Below are 19,604 nucleotides of genomic sequence, written 5' to 3'. Positions count from 1 at the left end.
AGGTATCCATGAGAATTCCAGCCTCGGCAATCGGGTTAGCCATCTCGTTGAGGTGATCATCTATGTCATGCACAACAACCAGAATCTTAGGCTTGGTTTTCATTGGGGTCCTAACGTTTATGCCATCATAGTAGCCAAGGTGCACTGGCCATACAAAATTCAGGGGGTTTCTAAATCTCCGGAAACAAGCCAAACTAGAGTATGGCTAAAAAACAATAAGTATAAGAAATACTGATTTTCGGCAGACATGACTCTTAATCAGTGGGTTCCGGGTTCAAGTCCCGGGGGCGCACTGAAAATCCAGCTACTTCTCACTAGAGTTGGGTTTTCTACATTTTTGGCCTATCCACCAAGAGATATTTAGCAATTTCTCTCGAATTTTATGAATCTTGGCCCCATGGATGTGGCTTTTTCTCGAATATTTAGGGTGCCCGTCATAGTATTTAGCTATGAAAACTTTGGGGCGTCTTCTTTCAATTCTTATTGTGGCAGTCTTAGCGCTGGGCACAGTTCCAGCTAATGCTTCGTCAACCGGCCTTTTTGGAACGGTCGTAAATGACGCCAACCGGCCAGTGGCGAACACGTCAGTAACGATCTCTCGCGGCGGTGTAGAGATTGCAAAAGTTGTCACTTCGGCAACAGGTGCATATCGGTTCAATGTGCCGGCAGGCACCTACTCAATGAGATTCGTTCCACCAACTTCGGCAAATAGCAACCTAAACGCCTACTCGGTAACTAGTCCTCAACCCCGATCCATGACTTTCAAGTTGACCAAGCCAGTTCCCGGACGCGCCTTCCTAACCGGAACCGTTACAACATCACCGGCATTTGCTTTGGCTAGCGACTCAACCATTTACTACGGAAGCTCTTGGGCGGGAAGAATAAGCGCCAATGGGGCTTATCGACTTACCCCTACTAGCGGGAGCGCAGAGACCATCACCGTGAAGGGCGCCTCTACCGGAACTTTTTCATTTGGTCTTCATGGCCAAGACAAGGTAGCAATTAACCAGGACACCATTGCGAATTTATCTGTACCTGTGATCACTCAGAGGGTTCGAGTTGTGACTGCAACTGGCACACCGATTGCTGGGGCAAGAGTGCAGGCAGGACAGGGATCTTACGGAACTGACCTTGCTCCAATGGGCGTTATAGAAGGACTCGGGTCATTTCGGGCGGGTTGGAAAGACAGTGGTACAACCGATGCCAACGGTTATGTAACCCTTAGAACAGTTCGGATGTCTCCAAATGCATCGGCTGGATATCTTGTGACACCGCCTAGCTCTTCACGATTACTTCAACAGAGTTTTGTTGTTTTGACTGGGGCTGGCGAAATCAGATTAGCCGTGACTAACCAGTCCGGTCTGATCTCAGGCACCGTTCGAGATCAGCGCGGGGTGGGTCTTGGTCCTGTCGACATTGGTTTTGGAAGTGTTTGGACCACTACAAACGGGTCCGGGCAGTACTCAAGAGCTGTAACTGATGGCACTACTGGAAACTACTCACTGACCTACCGGAGCGGCTCATTCACCGCAGGTGGCACAGGAGTTTCAATCGGAATTACGCCGGACCATGGTTCAATACAGTCCGTGGTGCGAGGAAATAGAGTGCAGGATTTTGTTCTCAATCTAGATACTGTTCGAGTTCGAGTGGTGGATTCAAACGGAAATCCGGTGGCCAGGGCACATGTGAACTTGACGGACAATGACGGTTATGCTCTTCGGGGTCGCTATGCACTTGTAGCTGGCGGTCCGCTATCGATAGCCACCACAACCGCAAACGCCCCTACGGACAGCAATGGATTTGCGACCCTGAGAACCCTAAGGTTGAACTCCCCGCTATCGGGTGTTGTAACAGTAACTCCTCCGTCGGGTTCCCCTCTGTCCTGGAAAACAGAAAGAGCGAGTGTTGGCGGTGGCCAGTCCATCACTGTGACTTTGTCTCGCCCAACAGTGACTGTTTCAGGAAAAGTTTCTTTGAGTGATGGTAGTCGGGTTGCTCCTTATAACATCTCTTTCTCAGACGGACGTGGTGGCGATCAGGGGACGGCAAAAGTTGACCCAATTACCGGGCTCTACTCCATGCAAGTTCCTCACGGAATGCGCGGGTCGTTCTATCTGAGTTGCCCTCACGATGTTCCGTACGGCCAAGATATGTCTTTCTGCATGAGCTTTATGGGCGGATCTAGAACCGTGACTGCCAACACTAAAGTCGACATCACAATACCGACATTCAAGCAAGCTGTCAGGATTGTCGATCCAAATGGCGAGGCTATTTCAAATGTGGAAGTTAGGGTTAATCACTCGGTAGGAATGCACGGGTGCACCGCGGCAACTGCAAACATTTTTGGTGATTTCCCGACCACAGCAAGTCATGCTTATTCGCTTGCTACCACAGATGAGTTTGGATTTGCCATGCTGACAGTGCTCAAGATGGCGGCCCCATGCGAAGCCAATGCTGATGTTGTTCCAGAAAGTCAGTCTCGTTACCAAAGCAGGTCTTTGTTGATGACAATTGACGAGGAAACAGATCACGTTGTCGTACTGAAAATCCCGGCTCCAGAAATTGTCTCAGGGAGTGTAAAAACTGCTGGAACTACCAGGACCATGACGATTTTGGGCAATAACTTCCTCGGAACCTATGCGCTTTCCTGGAACGGTGTTCAAGTAACTAACTTCACCGTTGTGAACAACACTACTTTGAGCTTCAATCTAGATTCTGATGCCCTTGATTACGGCTCTGTCAACGTAGAAAACGGTGGCGGATCCGTGACTACCGAGGTGGGCGTCCTTAGGTAGAAGGTCAGTCCCAAGACAAGCAAGTGGTGATTCTAGAAGCCATTTGCCCCCGAGGGTTGAGTTGCCCTGAATACTGGGCTCTCCAGCTTTAGGACTTACGGTTCGAGGTCATTTTTGGACCGGCTTATACCGCGTGTAGGGCTTACTTTTTTGCTTTAAAGAGGCCAAGCTTGAATATGGTCAAAAAACGCGTGGCATTGTCCGTCTATAACGATTCAGAAAAAGCTGAGCCATCGATGCTTCCTAGAAAGCTCATGGATGGCGTTGAAGATGTTTTTCATGTGCTTCTAACAGCCCTGCTTTTTGTTGTTGCACTAGGGGCTGTGATATTCACGGTTATAAGGTTATTCACCACAACGCCTTTTTACCCAGACGGAATGCTTCAAGCGATCAACGACATCTTGTTCGTGGTGATCATCCTAGAAATTGCCCGAACTGTAATCGCAAGATTCAATAGCGGCTTCTACCAACTGAGTAGATTCCTGGTAATTGGGGTAATCGCTTCCGTTCGACACATCTTGTCAGTTGGATCATCCTTGACACTCAAAATAGGCAAAACCCCAGAGGACTTCGATCGCGGAATTATTGAGTTGCTAGTCAATGGCGGTATTGTTGTAGCTTTGGTTTTTGCGATTTTCATGACTCGAATAGCGGAAAAGGAATCTGAGGGCAAAGAGGCCAACCGCAAGAAACCACAGAAGTCCTAGCGGGAAGAATCGACTTCTATCTCAATCGGCAGAACGACTGACCGTTATTCACCAATTCAGTGAGGTGCATGTGAGAGCTCGGCTCTCGGAAAATACAGCCAACTCTCGCGAGAGCTGGCCTTTCATTTACTCTAGATGTATTGAAATTAGAAGCAAAAAAGGGGATGAGCAGTGTCTAAGACGGTGATAATACTTCTAGGTTTGGCCTTGCTTTTAACGGGCTGCTCTGTTTCGCCGGATTCACCCAATACGAGTTCTGCTTCCCCTGAGGCAGATCAAGAAGTCCTTGCGGAACTCACCGACGAGCAAATCTTGGAATTAATCAGTTCTTTACCCGAGGAAAAATCACGTGATGGACTAAGAAATCACTTTCGAGCCATAGACGAAGCAGCAAGTCAGTTAGAGCCCTTCAAGATTGAATACACCACGGGCCCAACCGCAGTGCAAAGCAAAGTTGACAGGGTAGTTGCCCAGTTCTCGGAAAAGCTAAAGATGTACCAATTCTTAGGTCTTGAATCACTAGATCAGGACTGGGTGTTTGCAAGCGAGCAAGATTACGAGTGGTGGGTAGAGTTCCGATCCGCGCAGGACTCAAGCTTTCCGGTTGAGATGTGGAATAAGGAAATTAATGAACTCGGCCATTGCAGACTCAGTGCGGACGTGTTTTGTGGTGCGGGTAACACCGTGAACGGAAAAAACTACCAAGATAACGTTGTCGGGACAGCCTTCACCAATCGCGGAATCGATTACGTCTCTAGGCACGAAGCAGCGCACTTCTACCAAGCCGTATTTGGCTATGGAGGCAGGTGCTGGATGGCCGAGGGTCAAGCGACTTTCTTTGAAACCTATTTGGAATCAAGCTCTAGGTCTAGAGCTGATGTTCTCGCCGAGCTTGATACCAGCCCCACAGGCATAACTTCGGTTTCGGAGGACGAAATCCTTCGTCTTTTGTCTAACGATCAAATCTGCCAGGGGGATTCAAACATCGCCTATAACCTTGGGATGCTGGGATACGAGTATCTATACCTGAACTTCAGCTTCCTGGATGTTCACAACCTTCAGGTGCTAAGTAGTTCTGAGAGCTGGGATGAAGCAGTGTCTCAGGTGCTCTCGATTGAGGCTTCAGAATTCAATGCCCTGCTAGCTGCATACATTTTTGCTGAAACCAGATAGACAAGATTTTGGATTCAGGCCCTCAGTGCCGCTTTGAGCCAGGTCTTGGCTCTAGACAAGTAATCCTTTGCCAGTTCTGAATCTGGAGCCAAACCTTCGAACGCGTGAGGAGCGCCAGTAACTATATCTATCTGGCAAGCAACCCCTGCCGCATTGAGTTTGTTTGCGTAGGTCTTATCTTCTTCATAAAACAGCTCAACGTCTCCAACACCTATCCAAGCTTTGGGGAGTCCTTCGAGGCTTTCTCTTCTGGCAGGAGCCGCATAGGCAGAGACTTGGTCTGTGCCAAAGGTTTTTCCGAGGTAGGACTTCCATCCAACCAGGTTCATTTTGTTGTTCCACACAAAGTGATCTATCTCATCAAGAGATCTACCTAGGGCTGTTCGATCATCGAGCATTGGGCAAAAAAGCCACTGGGCAACAGGTTGTGGGCCACCCTCATCGTGGATTCGAAGTACCAAACCAGCAGCTAAGCCACCCCCGGCGCTTTCACCACCAATAGCAATGCGATTACCATCTATTCCTCTCTGCGAGAGATTCTGATGGATCCAACTCCAGGCGCTGTGACAATCATCAACCGGAGCAGGGTATGGATGTTCTGGGGCTAGCTTGTAATCGGGAGAGACGATGACGATATCGAGTTCGGCGGCAGTGCCTGCTAGAAGAGCATCATCCATCGCCGGTGAACCAATCATCATTCCACCACCGTGAATGTAAAGCATGGCGGCACGGGTTCTTTGCCCTGTTGGAGTGTAAATTCTCAGTTTCAAACCGTTAGAGGTTTTGACCTGCTCAATTGTTATGCCAGCTGGAGCCTTTGGCTTAGGAAGGAGAATTGGGAGCAAAGATCTAGTGAGAATTCTTCCAAAGCCACTGGTCACAGGAAGTTTGGGAAAAGAACTAGTCGCTTTTCTAAGTGTTGGGTGAATTTGGCTGATGTCCACGTCTAATCTCCTAATTTATATCGCTCGGTGATTACTGGTTCGCTCAGGTTATCACCAAACGGATTAGAAGCTAGCTAGCGGGCAGGGCGGCGTAACTGTGGTTACTTGCCACCTCTGGCTATGGCAACGATGTTGTCAACATGGATTCTCATGGCTATTTCTTCACTAAATTTAGCCGTGAAGTCTTTACGCATGTTATTCGTTGGCGTGTGAGAACCACTTCGCCACATCATAATTCCGTGAGCTGCCCAAGCAACGCTAGTGGCCTCCAGCAGCTCCCTTGGGTGAGTCAATGCGTATTTATCTTTGGGGTAGTTAGTCTGATCAAAGTCCAGATCCGAGGTTTTGCCACTTCTCATGTCAACAATAAGCGTTGCCAAGAACACCAAGTGATACTCGAAGTCTTTCTGCAGTTCGACCGAATAGCCATCATCGATCAGGCTTTTAACGGTCTTGGATAAAACTGGGTACTGAGACAGCACTGTCATTGCCCCCATGCCTTTGGCCCACTTGAGGTTCTCCTCAAGATAGGCCCGAAGTCTTTTTTCAGCATTTATTGGTGCATTTCGCGCGGCAGCCATGACTCTATTCGACCAGCCGCGGTAGGCCCAAATTGTGGCCTCAACAATTAATCCATCGCGGGAGCCGAAGTAGTAGTTGATCATCGGGTGCTTGAGATTTAGCAGATCACACACTGTTCCCGAGTTGAAATCAACAGGTCCGGTTTCAGAAATTTGATCTATAGAGGCAAGAATTATCAAATCTCTGGTTGAGATATTTGTTCCCATGATCTCCGCGATGGCCTGGACCTCGGGACTTAGGTCAATTGTGTTGTTAACACTCTCGCGGGGCCTTCTAGACATTTTTAAATTGTAAGGTATTCCAAACCATAACCTTCGGATATCCGTAGGTTTTCGATGAGAACCAAATGTTGCAGTTCAAGCTAGCGAAGGTCCCCAACCACAATCAGTCCATCACCTTTCGCGGGAGTAAAGATCATAGACTTAATAGGATTAAGTTTCACACCAGATGAAGCCAAGTTCTTTGACCCTTCCAGAGTGCGATATCCAATCACTGATTCTCCGTGAGCGCGACCAATTGCAACTAGTTCCGCAAACTCAATTGGCTTGCCTACCTTGGTGTAGATCTCGATTTGGTTCACGCTGATTGATGCTCCATCCGCGTCAAACAGATCATCAAACACCGGCGCAAGCGCTGGGTTCTCAGAAACTTGAGCAATGAGAAGCGCAGCGAGGTTGTCGCTCACGACCATGTCGTCAACAGCCGCGACTCTGGCGAGCTCTGCTTTACGGCTATCTAGAATCTCGGCAACCAGCCTGGTTGGCTCAACGCCATTGCCCTTGGCTTCAAACAGCTGGTTCATCTGAAGCATAGTCAGCATGGTTTGTGAGTCGGCTTCCGCTTCACTGATTGCCTCGCGGTAACCAAGAATTACAACTTCGTTGTATTTCTTGGCTGAAGCGGCCTCAATTAGCTCATCGATGTCTCCTGAGACCGAGGCGTGGGTTACTTTGATGTTCGTTCCAAATTTCAAGCCCTTCAACTCTTCTAGGGCTACGTGACGAGATTCGGCAACAATATGAACAGTAGATCCCTTGGGTAAGAACTGAGCTAGCTCACGAACAACAGCGCGCCCCATCGAGGACCATCCAATAAACAATAGATGTTCGGGTTTCTTCGCTGCGCGAGCAGAGGAAGTTGTTTTCTTGACCTTTAGATCCGAACGAAGCCCAGAGTAAATAATCTTGTCATCGTCTTGAGCGATAGCAATCACCTTTGTGCCGGCTGAAATCTTTGTGGTCGAGGAGGGGTTTATCTGAGAAACACCATTTGCGTCCACGAGACCAATGACGGACGCTTGATTGAAGGCCAGTAGGGCATCGGCGTAGGTCTTACCCACTAGCTCGGGGATTGCGGAGATGTAGATCTCGTCTCCCGCAAAATCCAGTAGATCTAAGGTAACCGCGGCTAGCCCTGGCTGCCTGGAAGCTTGGGCGGTTACCCTAGCAATTACGTTCTGGGACCGAACAGCAATTACCTGGCCGTTGGTTGCTGAGGTAATTGCCTCGGCGGTGTTTTCATCATCTAGCTCGGCGATAATGCGAGTTTTAGGATTAGCGTTCACGGACTTCACTGCCAAAACTGTAGAAACGATAGTTGCATCGCCTGTTTCATCCGCGTCCAGAATGATAATCGACTTCGCACTAGAAACATTGGCACGCTTTAGATCCTCAGGGTTGGTTGAGTCACCTGTTCTAGTGATTACCTTCAGCTTGCCCAAGTTCGGGACTCGTGATCTTATTTCAGCTTCCATTAGGGCTCGGGTGGCGGAAGCGAAGATAACAACCCTTGGCTTCCGGACGTTCTCGTTAGCAATAGCTAGCTCGGAAAGAATAGGGAAAACTCGGTTTGACCAGCCAAGAATCAGGGTGTGACCGGACTCGATAACTGCGCTTTTACCCTCTTGTAACCTGGCAACCGCTCGAATGATCTGAGCTGATATGAAACCGATAACCGCACCAGAGATCGCAATTCCGATGGCCCAGTATATGGTGTTGATTATCTGTGCGCCCCAGGCTGCCGTTGAGCCAATACCTAGGATTTTGGTAAACGATTCCCAGAACACAAAGAAGTAAGTTGCAGGATCAAGAGGTTCATTTAGCGCAGCAACAGCTGCGATTGCCCCCTGCACCGCGGTCATAACAAAAGCCAGAATGATGATGGCTATGAATACATAGCCAACAAATGCACCTGGCTTTGATAAGGAGTTGTCAAAGTTATATCTCAATCGCTTCAAGAAGCTAACCTTGTTTGCTTTCGGAGCTTCAGGTTCTCCCTGAGCTCCCTGACCGTAAGATCTGGAATTGTTTGTTTTAGACATAGCCGCTATTTTACTGACGAGTGGCTTGGCGAAACCAGTTAATCAAAGTGCGAAGTAATTGATCGCCAGACTTAATTTAGTTCAGTTGACGTTTGTGTTTCACCAGATTGTGGCAGCAGCTTCTAGTTCACTCGGTGTGCAGGTGCTGGTGTAAACATTGGTTGAGTAGCCAAGCTTCACGATCGTTGCGCAATCAGCCATTTTTTCTACCGCTGGGGGACCAACCAAACCGGTGTAAGCCTCGTTGGCGGGAATGATGTTTGAACCATACTTCAACCACTGCCTCGCGTGGGCTGCTTCGTGGACCAAAACAGAAAGCCCTACGGTGTTGCGGTAAATTTCCTCGAGAGCTGGGTCCAGTTCAATTCGCACTGGAGTGGTGTTTACTCCACCTACCCATGCGCGTCCGCAAACGTAGTAACCGTTACATAACCCGTCAACCCAACTAATGAATGAATTTGGAGCCAGGGCTGCTATATAAGAAGTAATGAATGAACGGTTGGTTTCGCCTGGTGCGACTGGGGCAACCAGTATATCTGCCGTTCCAGGTGGAGGTGCTGGAGCGGAAGGTGCAGTTGAGCCTCCGGCATCGGTAAGAGTACCTGTGGGGTTGATTGTTTTCTCTCGTGCAAGTCTTTCGTCAGCTTCTGCTGCCTGGGCAGCAGCTTCTTCTTCTGCCAGTCTTTCCATTTCTTGTAGCCAGGACGCTTGAGCAGTTTGAACTGAGGTTATTTTCTCCCCAAGAGCAACAATTTGTGTAACAATCGGCATCCAATCCGAATTAGCCACCTCGCTAATGTTTCCAATCAACAAAACAAGAGTTTCTCGAGCGGGAGTGCCGGAGGCCATTTGCGATTTGAGAGCCTTAACCGCAGCTTCTAGCTCTAACAACTTAGTTGTTTGTGTGAACCAGATTTTTTTGCTTACTTCGATTTCAGCTAAGAGGTCTTCACGCTCTTTTTCATCCATGGTTTGACCATCGGTATTGATCACGGTTTGTTCAGAGTTCTTGATTGCTAGTTCCAGGTCATCGATACGATCTGAAATCTCATCAATGCGTTGCTCACCAAGTTCGATAGCGGTTTCGGCAGCGGCAGCTGCGGAGATTTGTCCTTGAGTATATTGCTGGTAAGCGAAGACACCAACGCCACCCGAAATTAGAGTAATGCTTGAAAGTACAGCAGCAATTAGCTGCCAAGACTTGAATTTGGTTTTTAGGGTTTGTTGCTTAGTGGGCAAATTAGACTCTTGGGGCAGCGGTCTTTTTTGAGTCCCCAGCGAAAATTGAAGTTACCGAAAGATGAACCATCATGCCCATTAGCACCACAATTCCAACCGAGCTAATTGCCATCAAAACGGTGATTTCGTTGAGTGCTAGCACTAGTTCGTGATCCAATTCATACCCCTTTATAAAGCTCGTATTTCTATCAGTTTACTTCCGGTTGATACCAAACAAAGCTAGACCCCCGATAACTAGCAGGAAAACCGGAGCCACATAGTCAAGACCTGAGTACCAGTCGGTCCAGCTGTTGGAAATCACAAAAACTAGGCCCAGAAGCCCCATGGCAATTAGGCTCCAGGCAATGGTCTTATTGACCCTCGGGTCTATCTTCTGAAGATCCTCGCGAGTTCTGGCCGTTAGCTGGTCACAGCTTGGGCAATTCAGGTCAGTTTCGGCCAGTTTGGCGTTGCAATTTGGGCATTTCATGGATCCAGCTTAGTTTGTTGAACGGCGCGGGGACTTGGTCTCTAGCTAATTGAGCCATTCCGCAATAGGTTTATCTCAACACCTTGGAAGGACTGGCATTGTCAAAGTTCAAAGTTTCCCAATTAGCCTTTGCGGTTTGTCTCGGCTTGATTATTACTAGCGGTTCGGTTGCTTCCTGGAGCTTTACGACCGGATCAACTCAGGGATCTGTCTCATCGCCCGAGCCAACTTCTTCCCAGATTTCAGAATCGAGCCAGTCAGATTCGGAAGAACTAGCTCCAGAAACTGAAGAACAGACTCCGTTTCTTGCAGCTGCAGAACCTTCGACCCCTGAGTCGCGACTAGCGAATCTAATTCTTGACCCAAACGCCGGTGGCTCACCTGAAGTTGTTTACCCAGACCCCTCTGAGCCGGAGCAACAGGTTACAGGAAACGCTTCGGCGCCTCAGAACTTTAGAATCACCGCACTTGGAGACAACTTTGTTTCTCTTAGCTTCACAACTATTCCAAATGTTTCGCTGTATCAGGTATACATCCGCTATGGCGACTCATACACATCAACTGGAGTTGGCTCGGCAGGCACAGTTACATTCAGAGACCTATCACCTGATTTTGATTACGTGACCTGTGTTTATTACCGAGTCAACAACATTGAATCTAATCGTGCCTGCTTGGATGTTCATACCACTGGAAGCAGGCCAGTGGAGCCCATAAAAGCTTCAGCACCAGCCAACGTGCAGCTGTCAGCTACCCAAACCACAGTGACTGCTTCCTTTGATGAAGTTCCGGGCGCTAGCTGGTACTACGTCTGCCATGTCAGCGGAGGCATGTCCTGGCAATGTGGGGGATATACGCATCTAACTCCAACCAAGGTAATTTTCCAAGACGGATCGATTTCACCCGCCACACTGTATGGGGTAACAGTCGAAGCAATAATGATTGACGGGTCACGCTCGGAACGAGCAATAAGGTACATAACCACCCCAGGAACTCCGCCACCTCCAGCCACGAAGCACGCAGCCCCAACCAATCTTCGAATCACAGCAATTAGCACCTCTGAGGTAACGGCAGCCTGGGATTACCCTGCCGACTCACCGATCACGGTTTGGTCCTTCACTGTTCGCCAGCTAACTTCATACTCACAAACTGGAGTTGACGGTGCGGCACGCTCATTCACTTACAGAGATCTAGCGCCCTCAAGTGGTTACGAGATTATCCTGACTGGTCGAGACGCCAACGGAAAGAGCACCGAGGAAACACGCCTCGGTTTCTACAGCCCAGCAAACTAGACCACTCAGCGCCTAATTGGGGCGTGCTTTAGACTGGCAAGTATCTTTCAAGGAGTAGCTAGTTGCCCAAAACATTTGAGCCTGAAGCTATGGTTGGTGGCAAAATCACGAACCTTAGCCTTCGGCGTTGGCTGCACTCCTTGCCAGGCGTTGACAAGGTAGGCCTTGAAGCAAGAGCCGCTTCTCTTGGAACCAGATCCATCAAGACAACATCAAAAGCCTGGGCACTAGATGCCGCCATCAAGATGATGGATCTAACAACCCTTGAGGGTATGGATACACCAGACCGAGTTCGCTCACTGTGTCTGAAGGCTCTAACTCCAGACCCAACCGATTTAGAATGCCCAAGGCCTGCCGCAATTTGCGTTTACGGCGACATGGTTCCATTTGCCAAGGAAGCCCTTGGCAAATCAGGTATCTATGTCGCAGCTGTTGCTACCGCTTTTCCTTCGGGAAGAGCATCCATAAGCGTAAAGCTGCAAGACACCAAAGATGCGGTCAAAGCCGGGGCAGATGAAATAGACATGGTTATTGACCGTGGAGCGTTTTTGTCTGGCAACTACCTTGAGGTATACAAACAAATCCAAGCAGTCAAAAACGCTTGCCAAAGAAAAGATGGCAGCTTCGCCCACCTGAAGGTGATTCTTGAAACCGGTGAGCTACAAACCTATGACAATATCCGTCGAGCTAGCTACCTAGCAATGCTGGCCGGGGGAGATTTCATCAAGACCTCAACTGGCAAGGTCACGGTAAACGCGACCATACCTATTACTTTGTTGATGCTTCAGGCGGTTCGTGACTGGTATGAGCTAACTGGCATCAAAATAGGTGTGAAGCCAGCAGGGGGAATCAGAACCGCCAAGGATGCCATTAAGTACCTTGTGGTAGTAAAAGAGGTAGCAGGGGAAGAGTGGCTAACGCCAGATTTGTTCCGCTTTGGGGCTTCCAGCTTGCTAAATGATGTACTGATGCAAAGACAAAAACTAAAGACCGGAAACTACTCCGGTCCCGACTATGTGACCGTGGACTAAGAGGTAAGAATGTTCGAATACGCACCGGCTCCTGAATCAAGAGCTCTAGTTACCTTCCAATCCAGCTATGGCCACTTCATAGGAGGTAAGTTCACTAAGCCAGCAAACACCTATAAGACCATATCTCCTGCAACCGAAGAGGTCCTTGCCGAGATCTCAACAGCAACAGCCAAGGATGTTGACCTAGCGGTCAAGGCCGCAAGAAATGCATATGAAAAGGTATGGTCTAAGTTATCTGGTGCTGAGCGAGGCAAGTATTTATACCGAATCGCAAGAATCATCCAAGAACGCGCTCGCGAGCTAGCTATCGCCGAGACTCTGAATAACGGCAAGCCCATCAAAGAAACCAGAGACGCCGACATTCCACTTGTTGCAGCCTGGTTCTTTTACTATGCCGGTTGGGCCGACAAACTCGATTACGCAGGCTTAGGTGCAAATCCAAAAGCTCACGGTGTTGCGGCTCAAGTTATTCCTTGGAATTTCCCACTGATGATGCTGGCTTGGAAAATTGCTCCAGCACTTGCTGCTGGAAACACCGTGGTGCTAAAGCCAGCCGAGACCACGCCGCTGACCGCATTGATGTTTGCCGAGATTTGCCAGCAAGCAGGCTTGCCTGATGGTGTTGTGAACATCATCACAGGCTTTGGTCAAACAGGTGCTGACTTGATTGCCCACAAAGACGTCAACAAGGTTGCCTTCACTGGTTCAACAGGAGTGGGAAGACTAATTGCCAAGCAGGTCGCTGGAACAAACAAAAAGGTAACTCTAGAGCTTGGCGGCAAAGCCGCCAACATCGTCTTTGATGATGCACCGCTAGATCAAGCAGTTGAAGGCATCATCAACGGAATCTTCTTTAACCAAGGCCACGTCTGCTGCGCAGGCAGCAGGCTGCTAGTTCAAGAGGGCATTCAAGACGAGCTTCTAAAGAAACTAAAGCGTCGCATGGAAACTCTAAAGCTTGGAGACCCTCTGGATAAGAACACCGATATCGGTGCGATCAACTCCAAGATGCAGCTAGATAAAATCACGAAGCTTGTGAAGCTTGGCGTGAAAGAAGGCGGCGAAGCGTGGGCACCTAACTGCGATATTCCTAAGAAGGGCTTCTGGTACGCACCGACTGTGATCACAGGGGTAGCGCCAACCAACACTGTTGCCCGCGAGGAAATCTTTGGTCCCGTGCTATCGGTACTGTCTTTTAGAACCCCAGCCGAGGCGGTGGCCAAAGCCAACAACACCCCGTTTGGCTTATCGGCAGGAATCTGGACCGAGAAGGGCTCCAGGATTCTGAAGGTTGCAGACCAATTGAACGCTGGAGTTATCTGGGCCAATACCTTTAATCAGTTTGATCCATCCAGCCCTTTTGGTGGCTTCAAAGAATCGGGCTACGGCCGCGAAGGCGGCAGGCACGGATTGCTTGCTTACCTGAAGGGAGACAACTAATGAGACTAGATGTTAAGAAAACATACAAGCTCTTTATCGGCGGAAAGTTTCCAAGAAGCGAATCAGGTCGCACCTACGAGCTAACTTCTTCGAAGGGCGAGTTCGTTGCCAACGTCTGCCTGGCATCTAGAAAAGATGCCCGAGACGCAGTTGTTGCAGCTAGAGCTGCCCAACCTGGTTGGGAATCAGCTACCGCCTACAACCGCGGACAGATTCTCTACCGTATTGCAGAGATGCTAGAAGGAAGACGCGACCAGTTCGTTGAAGAAATTAGAACTCTCACTGGAGCAACCCAAATTCAAGCCAACAAAGAAGTAGATGCCGCTATCGACTCCTGGGTTTGGCACGCAGGCTGGTCAGACAAGGTTGATTCAGTTGCCGGATCGATGAACCCGGTTGCAGGGCCTTACTTCAACATTTCAACTAACCAGCCAACCGGTGTTGTTGCAGCGCTCGCCCCACAAACAAGTTCTCTCGTGGGCCTTGTGAACACAATTGCTCCGGTGATTGTCACCGGAAACGCGGTTGTTGTTGTTGCTAGCGAATCACTTCCCTTGTCGGCAATTACCTTGACCGAAGTTTTGGCAACCAGTGATTTACCAGGCGGTGTAGTAAACGTGCTTACTGGAAAAGAATCTGAGATGGCGCCATGGCTTGCGTCTCACCAGGACGTAAACGCGCTGGATTTGGAAGGAACATCTGACCCAGTGGATCTAGAGATCCGTGGAGCTGAGACTCTAAAGCGAGTAGTGCGACCGGGAACATTTTCTAGAACCGGATCTAAGGGCTCGCTGCAGCAGATTCTGGCCTTTATGGAAGTCAAGACCGTCTGGCACCCCAAGGGACACTAGCTACCAGCCAGAAAGAGCATCGGAGTTAGGGTTATTGCGACATGGCTGACAGATCACAAATCCTTGAGGTTCCAACTCCTGATCTAATCGATCAAGAGTTTCTAAGAGATGTCTTTGCCTACCACCACTACCTAGAAGTTCGTATTGCCCTTGATGCAGCAAACCAACCGCTAGCAAAATCTTTCCAAGATTTGGGCTTTTTGGTCGGCAGATCCTTTTCTAAGGGAAAAACCAGATTTCAACGAATGAAGATTACGCGTTTTGGTTTTGTGGAACAGCTGGCAAAAGACAAGATGCAAGAGCTTGGGCTAGATAGCAGCTGGGAGTTCGTCTTTGACTCAGCCAAGCAACGTGCAGGTCTTTGTAATTACAGTGATCACAAGATATCGCTTTCAAAGTACATCGTCGAGTATCACAGCATCGATCAATCAGAGCAGGTAATTCTGCACGAAATTGCCCACGCCCTTGCCGGCAAGTCTGCAGGACATGGACCAAATTGGAAAAAGACTGCAAAGCAAATTGGCTACCGAGCCGAGAAATTTACCGGTAAAGAAATCGCCGAGCAAACAGCGAAGTGGATCGGAGAGTGCCGGAACGGTCACCGTCATTACAGATTCAAAAGCCCTAAGGCAAAGCTTTCTTGTCTTTACTGTGGCAGAGGATTTAATCCACGAAATGTCATTTCGTGGACCAAGCGTGCCGCTTAGTTTGCTTGGAAGTAGTTAATTACAACCAGGCTAATTAGTGCACCGGCAAAAAAGTTCAACCAGATAAATCTCTTCCAACCACCGTTAGCTCTTTCACAATCCGCATCGGTGATATTCAGATACGGAGAGATGATTATCAGGTATGGCAATACAGCAATTGAGGCCACCACACCGTGCCAGCCAATAGTCATAATGGCTGCGGCGGAGAACAAGTAAAGTACGAAGGCAAGGCGAACCGTGCTCCTGGCACCAATCTGGGTAGCAACAGATTTGATGCCAGCTTCTCTATCGGCCCTAACATCTTGCACTGCACCAAAGGCGTGGCTTGCCATGCCCCAACCCATGAAGGCTGCGATAACAGCAATTACCCTGGGGTCGGTGATCGAAGACCCCGCTAGCACTAGGCCATAGACCATTGGGCCAACAAAATGCACGGCTGAGGTAAACGAATCCAAGAAGGGGCGCTCCTTAAACCGAAGTTTGGGAACCGAGTAAGCGAGCACTGCAATCATCGTCACTAGCAACCAAAAGTCAGCAGCATCGGAACCCACCCAAAGCAAATACACAACAAAAATTGCTGCGAACCCAATCGATGACCAGATTGTTATCTTGTGATACTTAGGATCCAACAGGGCACCTTCAATACCGCCCTTGCGAGGGTTTCGAAGGTCGCTTTCGTAATCAAATACATCGTTGATTCCATACATCAAGAAGTTGTATGGAACCAGAAAAAAGAGGCTTCCAATCACAAGAGTGAGATCAATCTGCTCGGAAACGAACAGGTACGCTGCAAAAAATGGAAAAGCTGTGTTCACCCAAGAAACCGGTCTTGAGCTCCAGAAGAGAGAGGTTAACGCTTTCACTTTTTGACTCTACTACCAAGCCACCACCAAGTCAGTGGAATCAGGAGTGCGGCAACTAGGGTGTATGCGAAGTCTTCAATCGGGGCAAAGCCAATAAAGACACCTGATAGCAAAGCAGGGTCATAAGCAACGACGCCCGATCCTACGATGAAGTTATCGAAAACCGCGGTCATCAACAACAGAGCTACGAGGGTGTAGCAAATGGTGCCCCAGTGGACCAACCAGCGATATGCAAACAAAGTAACCAGCACGGGTATAACAAATACCAGATTCAGTAGCGCGTAGCTCATCTGCCACCTGACTCTCTAGCGGTCAGCGTCTTTTGCACCCAGGTGAAAACAATTAGGGTGCTGTAGCAAAGAAGGGCCAGGAAGAACAGCTCTTCGATTGGAAACTCTGGGAATACTTGGATTCCAGTCAATAGGGTGTTCTCTCCGCGGAAGAAGATCCCCGAAGCGATACCGGCAATGTCCCAAGCCAAGAAAACTATGTAGGCAGGGACCATGGATAAAAGTGATCGCTTGGCATCCACCGTAAAGGCTAGTTTGTGGGTGCGATCCAGTAGGTAAAGGCCAACCAAAGAAACGATCAGAATTGCGAGATAACTTCCTGGAGGAAGCATCATTTCAGACCTTTCCAACCACCCTCAGATACGGCAGTTAGCTCACCCTCAATTGGACCGTTGGATTTGTCATCGACCAGGTACTTGTAAACAAGTTCGGCACCAATTAAACACATCGGCAAACCAATTCCTGGAATGGTGTTGTGTCCCGCGTAGAACAGGTTCTTGATCTTCTTGCTGCGGTTTTTGGGTCTAAAGAATGCACTTTGCTGAAGAGTGTGAGCCATACCAAGTGCAGTTCCTGACCAGGCGTTTAGTTCGCTGACAAAGTCCTTTGGTCCATAGGTGCGCTTCAACACAATGCGCTCAGCTAGATCTGGAATCTCGCACCACTTAGAAATCTGGTCGATGATCTCATCGGCAGCTTTTTCGAACTTCTCATCGCCAGAACCACCAATACTTGGATCCGCTGCGATTGGAACCAAAACAAACAGGTTTTCGTATCCCGCAGGAGCTACTGAGTCATCAGTTTTACTTGGGGCACAGATATACAAAGATGCGGGGGATGGGACTTTTCTTTTTCCATCAGCCTTGTGAAAAACCTCGGCAAAGTTCTTGCTCCAGTTTTCGGTATACAACAAGGTGTGGTGATCAAGCTGAGGAATTTTTTCCTTGACGCCTAGATACAACAACATCGCAGATGGGCCAGGAACCTTGTTGCTCCAGAACTTCTCTGGGAAAGTTTGGTACTTAGGCTCAATTAACTTGGTCTCAACGTGGTGCAAATCAGCTGTTCCAACAACTACGTCGGCTGCAATAGTTGCTCCGCCAACTACCACTCCGGTTGCAACACCTTGGCTATTGACTTCGATTTTGCTAACGGGGGAACCTGTTTTGATATCCACTCCGTGCTGCTTGGCAACGCGCTCGATAGCCTCGATAACCGAGTAAAGACCACCCATTGGGTAGTAAACGCCGACGTTTAGATCAACGTGGGTCATCAGGTGATACATGCTCGGGGTGTCGTAAGGGGAGGCCCCTAGAAACACAGCCGGGAAGTTCAGGATCTTTTTCAGGCGCTCGTCCTTTACGTACTTACCGCTGAAGTCATACAAGGAGGTCACCAGGTGCTTGGCAAAAGTCACTGCACGGGAGAGAACTTCTTTGTTGGTGAAGTTAGAGATGTTTTGGAAGTTTGTATACAAAAAGTGCTTAATTGAAAGATCGTAGGTGTCCTTGGAAGAATCAAGGTATTCCTGTAGCTTCTTGCCAGAGCCTGGCTCAATGGACTCAAACAATTCCTTGTTCTTGGCAAGGTCTTCAACAATCATCAGCTTGTCGTTTTTGCCTTCGTTTCGGGTCTGATAAGCAGGGTCCAGACGAACTAGATTTAGCTCTTTAGCAGAGCTAGTTCCCATGAGCTTGAAAAACTGATCAAAAGCATCTGGCATTAGATACCAAGAAGGGCCCATGTCGAACTTGAAGCCATCTTTTTCCCAAACGTAGGCTCTTCCGCCTACCATTTCGCGGGCTTCAAACAAAGTTACTTTCATGCCCGCTTTGGCAAGTAGGGCTGCAGAGGCTAATCCCGCAATTCCACCACCAATAACTACTGCGGTTTTTTGACTCACTTAGGAACGACTCCAATAATTGCCTTCAAAACAATCAAGAGTTTGACGGAATTTGGAACACTGATTCTTGTCTCCAGCATTTGAGCAGCTGGTGTTTTTTCAATTCGGTTAGCAAGCTCTGTGAAGAGCATCTGCGCTGCAGCAACCGCTGGCCTAGAAGTTTTTGGAAGCATTTTTAGTCCAACAGAGGCTTCGGCAAGATCAGCACGGATGTCATCAAGTAGCTCTACTTTTTGAGCTTCATTGAAGCTTTGAACATTCACATCTGGAAAGTAACTTCTGCCTAGCTTTTTGAAATCTGCTGCTAGGTCACGCAAGAAATTGACCTTCTGGAATGCGGCTCCTAGAGCCCTCGCACTTTTTACGATCTGCTTGTAATCGGAAGAGGAGTAGTCGGACTCTTTGATGAAGGCGTGCAGACACATAAGCCCAACAACCTCAGCGGATCCATAAACATACTTCTGGAAAGACTCTTGGTTGTGCTTTCTAGGCCATAGATCCATTCGCATGGAGGCAAAGAAAGGTTCAATAATTGCCCTGGCAAACCCGGTCTCGACTGCGGTTTGGGCAAAAGCGTGAACTACCAAGTTGGTTGAAAATCTTGCCCGAAGGGCTTTGTAAATCTCTTCTTCTAGCTGGTCAAGAGCGAAGCCTGGTTCGACGTTGCCGCCCTCAGCTCTAGCGTCATTGGCTGCGCCGTCGACTATTTCGTCGGCAACTCGAACCAGAGCGTAGATGTTTCTAACGTGCTGGCGAATCTCGGGTGCCAATAGCTTTGTGGCAACCCCAAAAGAAGTCGAATAGGAGGCTATTACCGCGTTAGAAGATTCTCTGGCGGCATGGCTATAAAGCTCTAAGGAGCTTGGGTAAGTTGAAGAAGTCATCCCTTCTATTATTGGGCCAATTGAGCGCCTGTCTGGACAAAACTGCCCCTCGTTAGGCGCTGTATAGATAGGTACACTTAACCGCATGGCAAACATCATGAAACCCCGCAGCCACGC

Annotated in this window: 19 protein-coding genes; 8 read left to right on the top strand and 11 right to left on the bottom strand. The window is 48.8% G+C overall.

All coding sequences use genetic code 11. The features are described 5' to 3' along the window. Positions 1–449: 449 nt before the first annotated feature. The 3 genes from AC9UFE_RS05430 (at position 450) to AC9UFE_RS05420 (ending at position 4,675) form a co-directional block, all read left to right on the top strand. Positions 450–2,795, top strand: a complete 2,346-nt coding sequence (locus AC9UFE_RS05430; RefSeq protein ID WP_509546573.1) for a carboxypeptidase regulatory-like domain-containing protein — start codon at positions 450–452, stop codon at positions 2,793–2,795. Between the two features lie 176 nt (positions 2,796–2,971). Next, complete coding sequence (locus tag AC9UFE_RS05425; RefSeq protein WP_509546570.1) at positions 2,972–3,502, top strand: phosphate-starvation-inducible PsiE family protein; 531 nt, start codon at positions 2,972–2,974, stop codon at positions 3,500–3,502. Between the two features lie 171 nt (positions 3,503–3,673). After that, positions 3,674–4,675 (top strand): hypothetical protein, encoded by a 1,002-nt coding sequence (locus tag AC9UFE_RS05420; protein ID WP_509546567.1) that lies wholly within the window; start codon positions 3,674–3,676, stop codon positions 4,673–4,675. Positions 4,676–4,689: 14 nt separating this feature from the next. Here AC9UFE_RS05420 and AC9UFE_RS05415 read toward each other — a convergent pair whose 3' ends face one another. The 6 genes from AC9UFE_RS05415 to AC9UFE_RS05390 all read right to left on the bottom strand — a co-directional run bounded on the left by AC9UFE_RS05415 (position 4,690) and on the right by AC9UFE_RS05390 (position 10,229). Next, positions 4,690–5,619, bottom strand: a complete 930-nt coding sequence (locus AC9UFE_RS05415; protein WP_509546564.1) for an alpha/beta hydrolase — start codon at positions 5,617–5,619, stop codon at positions 4,690–4,692. Between the two features lie 101 nt (positions 5,620–5,720). Then, a complete protein-coding gene (locus tag AC9UFE_RS05410) occupies positions 5,721–6,482 on the bottom strand; it encodes a hypothetical protein (RefSeq protein ID WP_509546561.1) in 762 nt (253 codons plus the stop codon). 80 nt (positions 6,483–6,562) lie between these two features. Continuing rightward, a complete protein-coding gene (locus tag AC9UFE_RS05405) occupies positions 6,563–8,521 on the bottom strand; it encodes a CASTOR/POLLUX-related putative ion channel (RefSeq protein ID WP_509546558.1) in 1,959 nt (652 codons plus the stop codon). A gap of 99 nt (positions 8,522–8,620) precedes the next feature. Further along, complete coding sequence (locus tag AC9UFE_RS05400; RefSeq protein WP_509546555.1) at positions 8,621–9,760, bottom strand: hypothetical protein; 1,140 nt, start codon at positions 9,758–9,760, stop codon at positions 8,621–8,623. A gap of 1 nt (position 9,761) precedes the next feature. After that, the gene (locus AC9UFE_RS05395; protein WP_509546553.1) at positions 9,762–9,917 is read right to left on the bottom strand and encodes a hypothetical protein; all 156 of its coding nucleotides are present in this window, start codon (positions 9,915–9,917) and stop codon (positions 9,762–9,764) included. A gap of 36 nt (positions 9,918–9,953) precedes the next feature. Then, positions 9,954–10,229 carry a zinc ribbon domain-containing protein gene (locus tag AC9UFE_RS05390; protein ID WP_509546550.1) on the bottom strand — a complete coding sequence of 92 codons (276 nt, stop codon included), beginning with the start codon at positions 10,227–10,229 and terminating at the stop codon, positions 9,954–9,956. A 98-nt stretch (positions 10,230–10,327) separates the two neighbouring features. On the opposite strand from AC9UFE_RS05390, the gene AC9UFE_RS05385 reads away from it, so the two are divergent. The 5 genes from AC9UFE_RS05385 (at position 10,328) to AC9UFE_RS05365 (ending at position 15,547) form a co-directional block, all read left to right on the top strand. After that, the gene (locus AC9UFE_RS05385; protein WP_509546547.1) at positions 10,328–11,518 is read left to right on the top strand and encodes a fibronectin type III domain-containing protein; all 1,191 of its coding nucleotides are present in this window, start codon (positions 10,328–10,330) and stop codon (positions 11,516–11,518) included. 89 nt (positions 11,519–11,607) lie between these two features. Continuing rightward, the gene (gene deoC, locus AC9UFE_RS05380) at positions 11,608–12,549 is read left to right on the top strand and encodes a deoxyribose-phosphate aldolase (protein WP_509546576.1); all 942 of its coding nucleotides are present in this window, start codon (positions 11,608–11,610) and stop codon (positions 12,547–12,549) included. Positions 12,550–12,558: 9 nt separating this feature from the next. Then, positions 12,559–13,989, top strand: coding sequence for an aldehyde dehydrogenase family protein (locus tag AC9UFE_RS05375; RefSeq protein WP_509546544.1), 1,431 nt, complete (start codon positions 12,559–12,561; stop codon positions 13,987–13,989). After that, positions 13,989–14,840 (top strand): aldehyde dehydrogenase family protein, encoded by an 852-nt coding sequence (locus tag AC9UFE_RS05370; protein ID WP_509546541.1) that lies wholly within the window; start codon positions 13,989–13,991, stop codon positions 14,838–14,840. Before AC9UFE_RS05375 ends, AC9UFE_RS05370 begins: the two co-directional genes overlap by 1 nt. Positions 14,841–14,881: 41 nt before the next feature. Continuing rightward, positions 14,882–15,547, top strand: coding sequence for a SprT-like domain-containing protein (locus AC9UFE_RS05365; protein ID WP_509546539.1), 666 nt, complete (start codon positions 14,882–14,884; stop codon positions 15,545–15,547). Here the strand turns inward: AC9UFE_RS05365 and AC9UFE_RS05360 are convergent. Genes AC9UFE_RS05360 through AC9UFE_RS05340 form a run of 5 tightly spaced genes read right to left on the bottom strand, consistent with a single transcriptional unit; the run spans position 15,544 to position 19,487 of the window. Continuing rightward, a complete protein-coding gene (locus AC9UFE_RS05360; RefSeq protein WP_509546536.1) occupies positions 15,544–16,410 on the bottom strand; it encodes a prenyltransferase in 867 nt (288 codons plus the stop codon). The two genes, AC9UFE_RS05365 and AC9UFE_RS05360, sit on opposite strands and share 4 nt — an antisense overlap. Further along, a complete protein-coding gene (locus AC9UFE_RS05355; RefSeq protein WP_509546533.1) occupies positions 16,407–16,700 on the bottom strand; it encodes a lycopene cyclase domain-containing protein in 294 nt (97 codons plus the stop codon). The genes AC9UFE_RS05360 and AC9UFE_RS05355 overlap by 4 nt, the downstream gene beginning before the upstream one ends. Further along, complete coding sequence (locus AC9UFE_RS05350) at positions 16,697–17,035, bottom strand: lycopene cyclase domain-containing protein (protein WP_509546531.1); 339 nt, start codon at positions 17,033–17,035, stop codon at positions 16,697–16,699. Before AC9UFE_RS05350 ends, AC9UFE_RS05355 begins: the two co-directional genes overlap by 4 nt. After that, the gene (gene crtI, locus AC9UFE_RS05345; RefSeq protein ID WP_509546528.1) at positions 17,032–18,603 is read right to left on the bottom strand and encodes a phytoene desaturase family protein; all 1,572 of its coding nucleotides are present in this window, start codon (positions 18,601–18,603) and stop codon (positions 17,032–17,034) included. Before crtI ends, AC9UFE_RS05350 begins: the two co-directional genes overlap by 4 nt. Continuing rightward, on the bottom strand, positions 18,600–19,487 hold the full coding sequence (locus AC9UFE_RS05340; RefSeq protein WP_509546526.1) for a phytoene/squalene synthase family protein: 888 nt from the start codon (positions 19,485–19,487) through the stop codon (positions 18,600–18,602). Before AC9UFE_RS05340 ends, crtI begins: the two co-directional genes overlap by 4 nt. Between the last annotated feature and the right edge of the window lie 117 nt (positions 19,488–19,604).

The organism is Rhodoluna sp., assembly GCF_044239955.1.
In the GTDB taxonomy this organism is placed as follows: domain Bacteria; phylum Actinomycetota; class Actinomycetes; order Actinomycetales; family Microbacteriaceae; genus Rhodoluna.
Note: the sequence above shows the minus strand (reverse complement) of the source record. Positions and strands in the feature narration are given on the sequence as shown.

Bases quoted from the DNA above. Each gene is read 5' to 3' on its own strand.
- AC9UFE_RS05405 (WP_509546558.1), bottom strand. From the start codon at position 8,521: ATGTCTAAAACAAACAATTCCAGATCTTACGGTCAGGGAGCTCAGGGA.
- AC9UFE_RS05340 (WP_509546526.1), bottom strand. From the start codon at position 19,487: ATGACTTCTTCAACTTACCCAAGCTCCTTAGAGCTTTATAGCCATGCC.
- deoC (WP_509546576.1), top strand. From the start codon at position 11,608: ATGGTTGGTGGCAAAATCACGAACCTTAGCCTTCGGCGTTGGCTGCAC.
- AC9UFE_RS05430 (WP_509546573.1), top strand. From the start codon at position 450: ATGAAAACTTTGGGGCGTCTTCTTTCAATTCTTATTGTGGCAGTCTTA.
- AC9UFE_RS05355 (WP_509546533.1), bottom strand. From the start codon at position 16,700: ATGAGCTACGCGCTACTGAATCTGGTATTTGTTATACCCGTGCTGGTT.
- AC9UFE_RS05410 (WP_509546561.1), bottom strand. From the start codon at position 6,482: ATGTCTAGAAGGCCCCGCGAGAGTGTTAACAACACAATTGACCTAAGT.
- AC9UFE_RS05375 (WP_509546544.1), top strand. From the start codon at position 12,559: ATGTTCGAATACGCACCGGCTCCTGAATCAAGAGCTCTAGTTACCTTC.
- AC9UFE_RS05350 (WP_509546531.1), bottom strand. From the start codon at position 17,035: ATGATGCTTCCTCCAGGAAGTTATCTCGCAATTCTGATCGTTTCTTTG.
- AC9UFE_RS05390 (WP_509546550.1), bottom strand. From the start codon at position 10,229: ATGAAATGCCCAAATTGCAACGCCAAACTGGCCGAAACTGACCTGAAT.
- AC9UFE_RS05365 (WP_509546539.1), top strand. From the start codon at position 14,882: ATGGCTGACAGATCACAAATCCTTGAGGTTCCAACTCCTGATCTAATC.
- AC9UFE_RS05370 (WP_509546541.1), top strand. From the start codon at position 13,989: ATGAGACTAGATGTTAAGAAAACATACAAGCTCTTTATCGGCGGAAAG.
- AC9UFE_RS05425 (WP_509546570.1), top strand. From the start codon at position 2,972: ATGGTCAAAAAACGCGTGGCATTGTCCGTCTATAACGATTCAGAAAAA.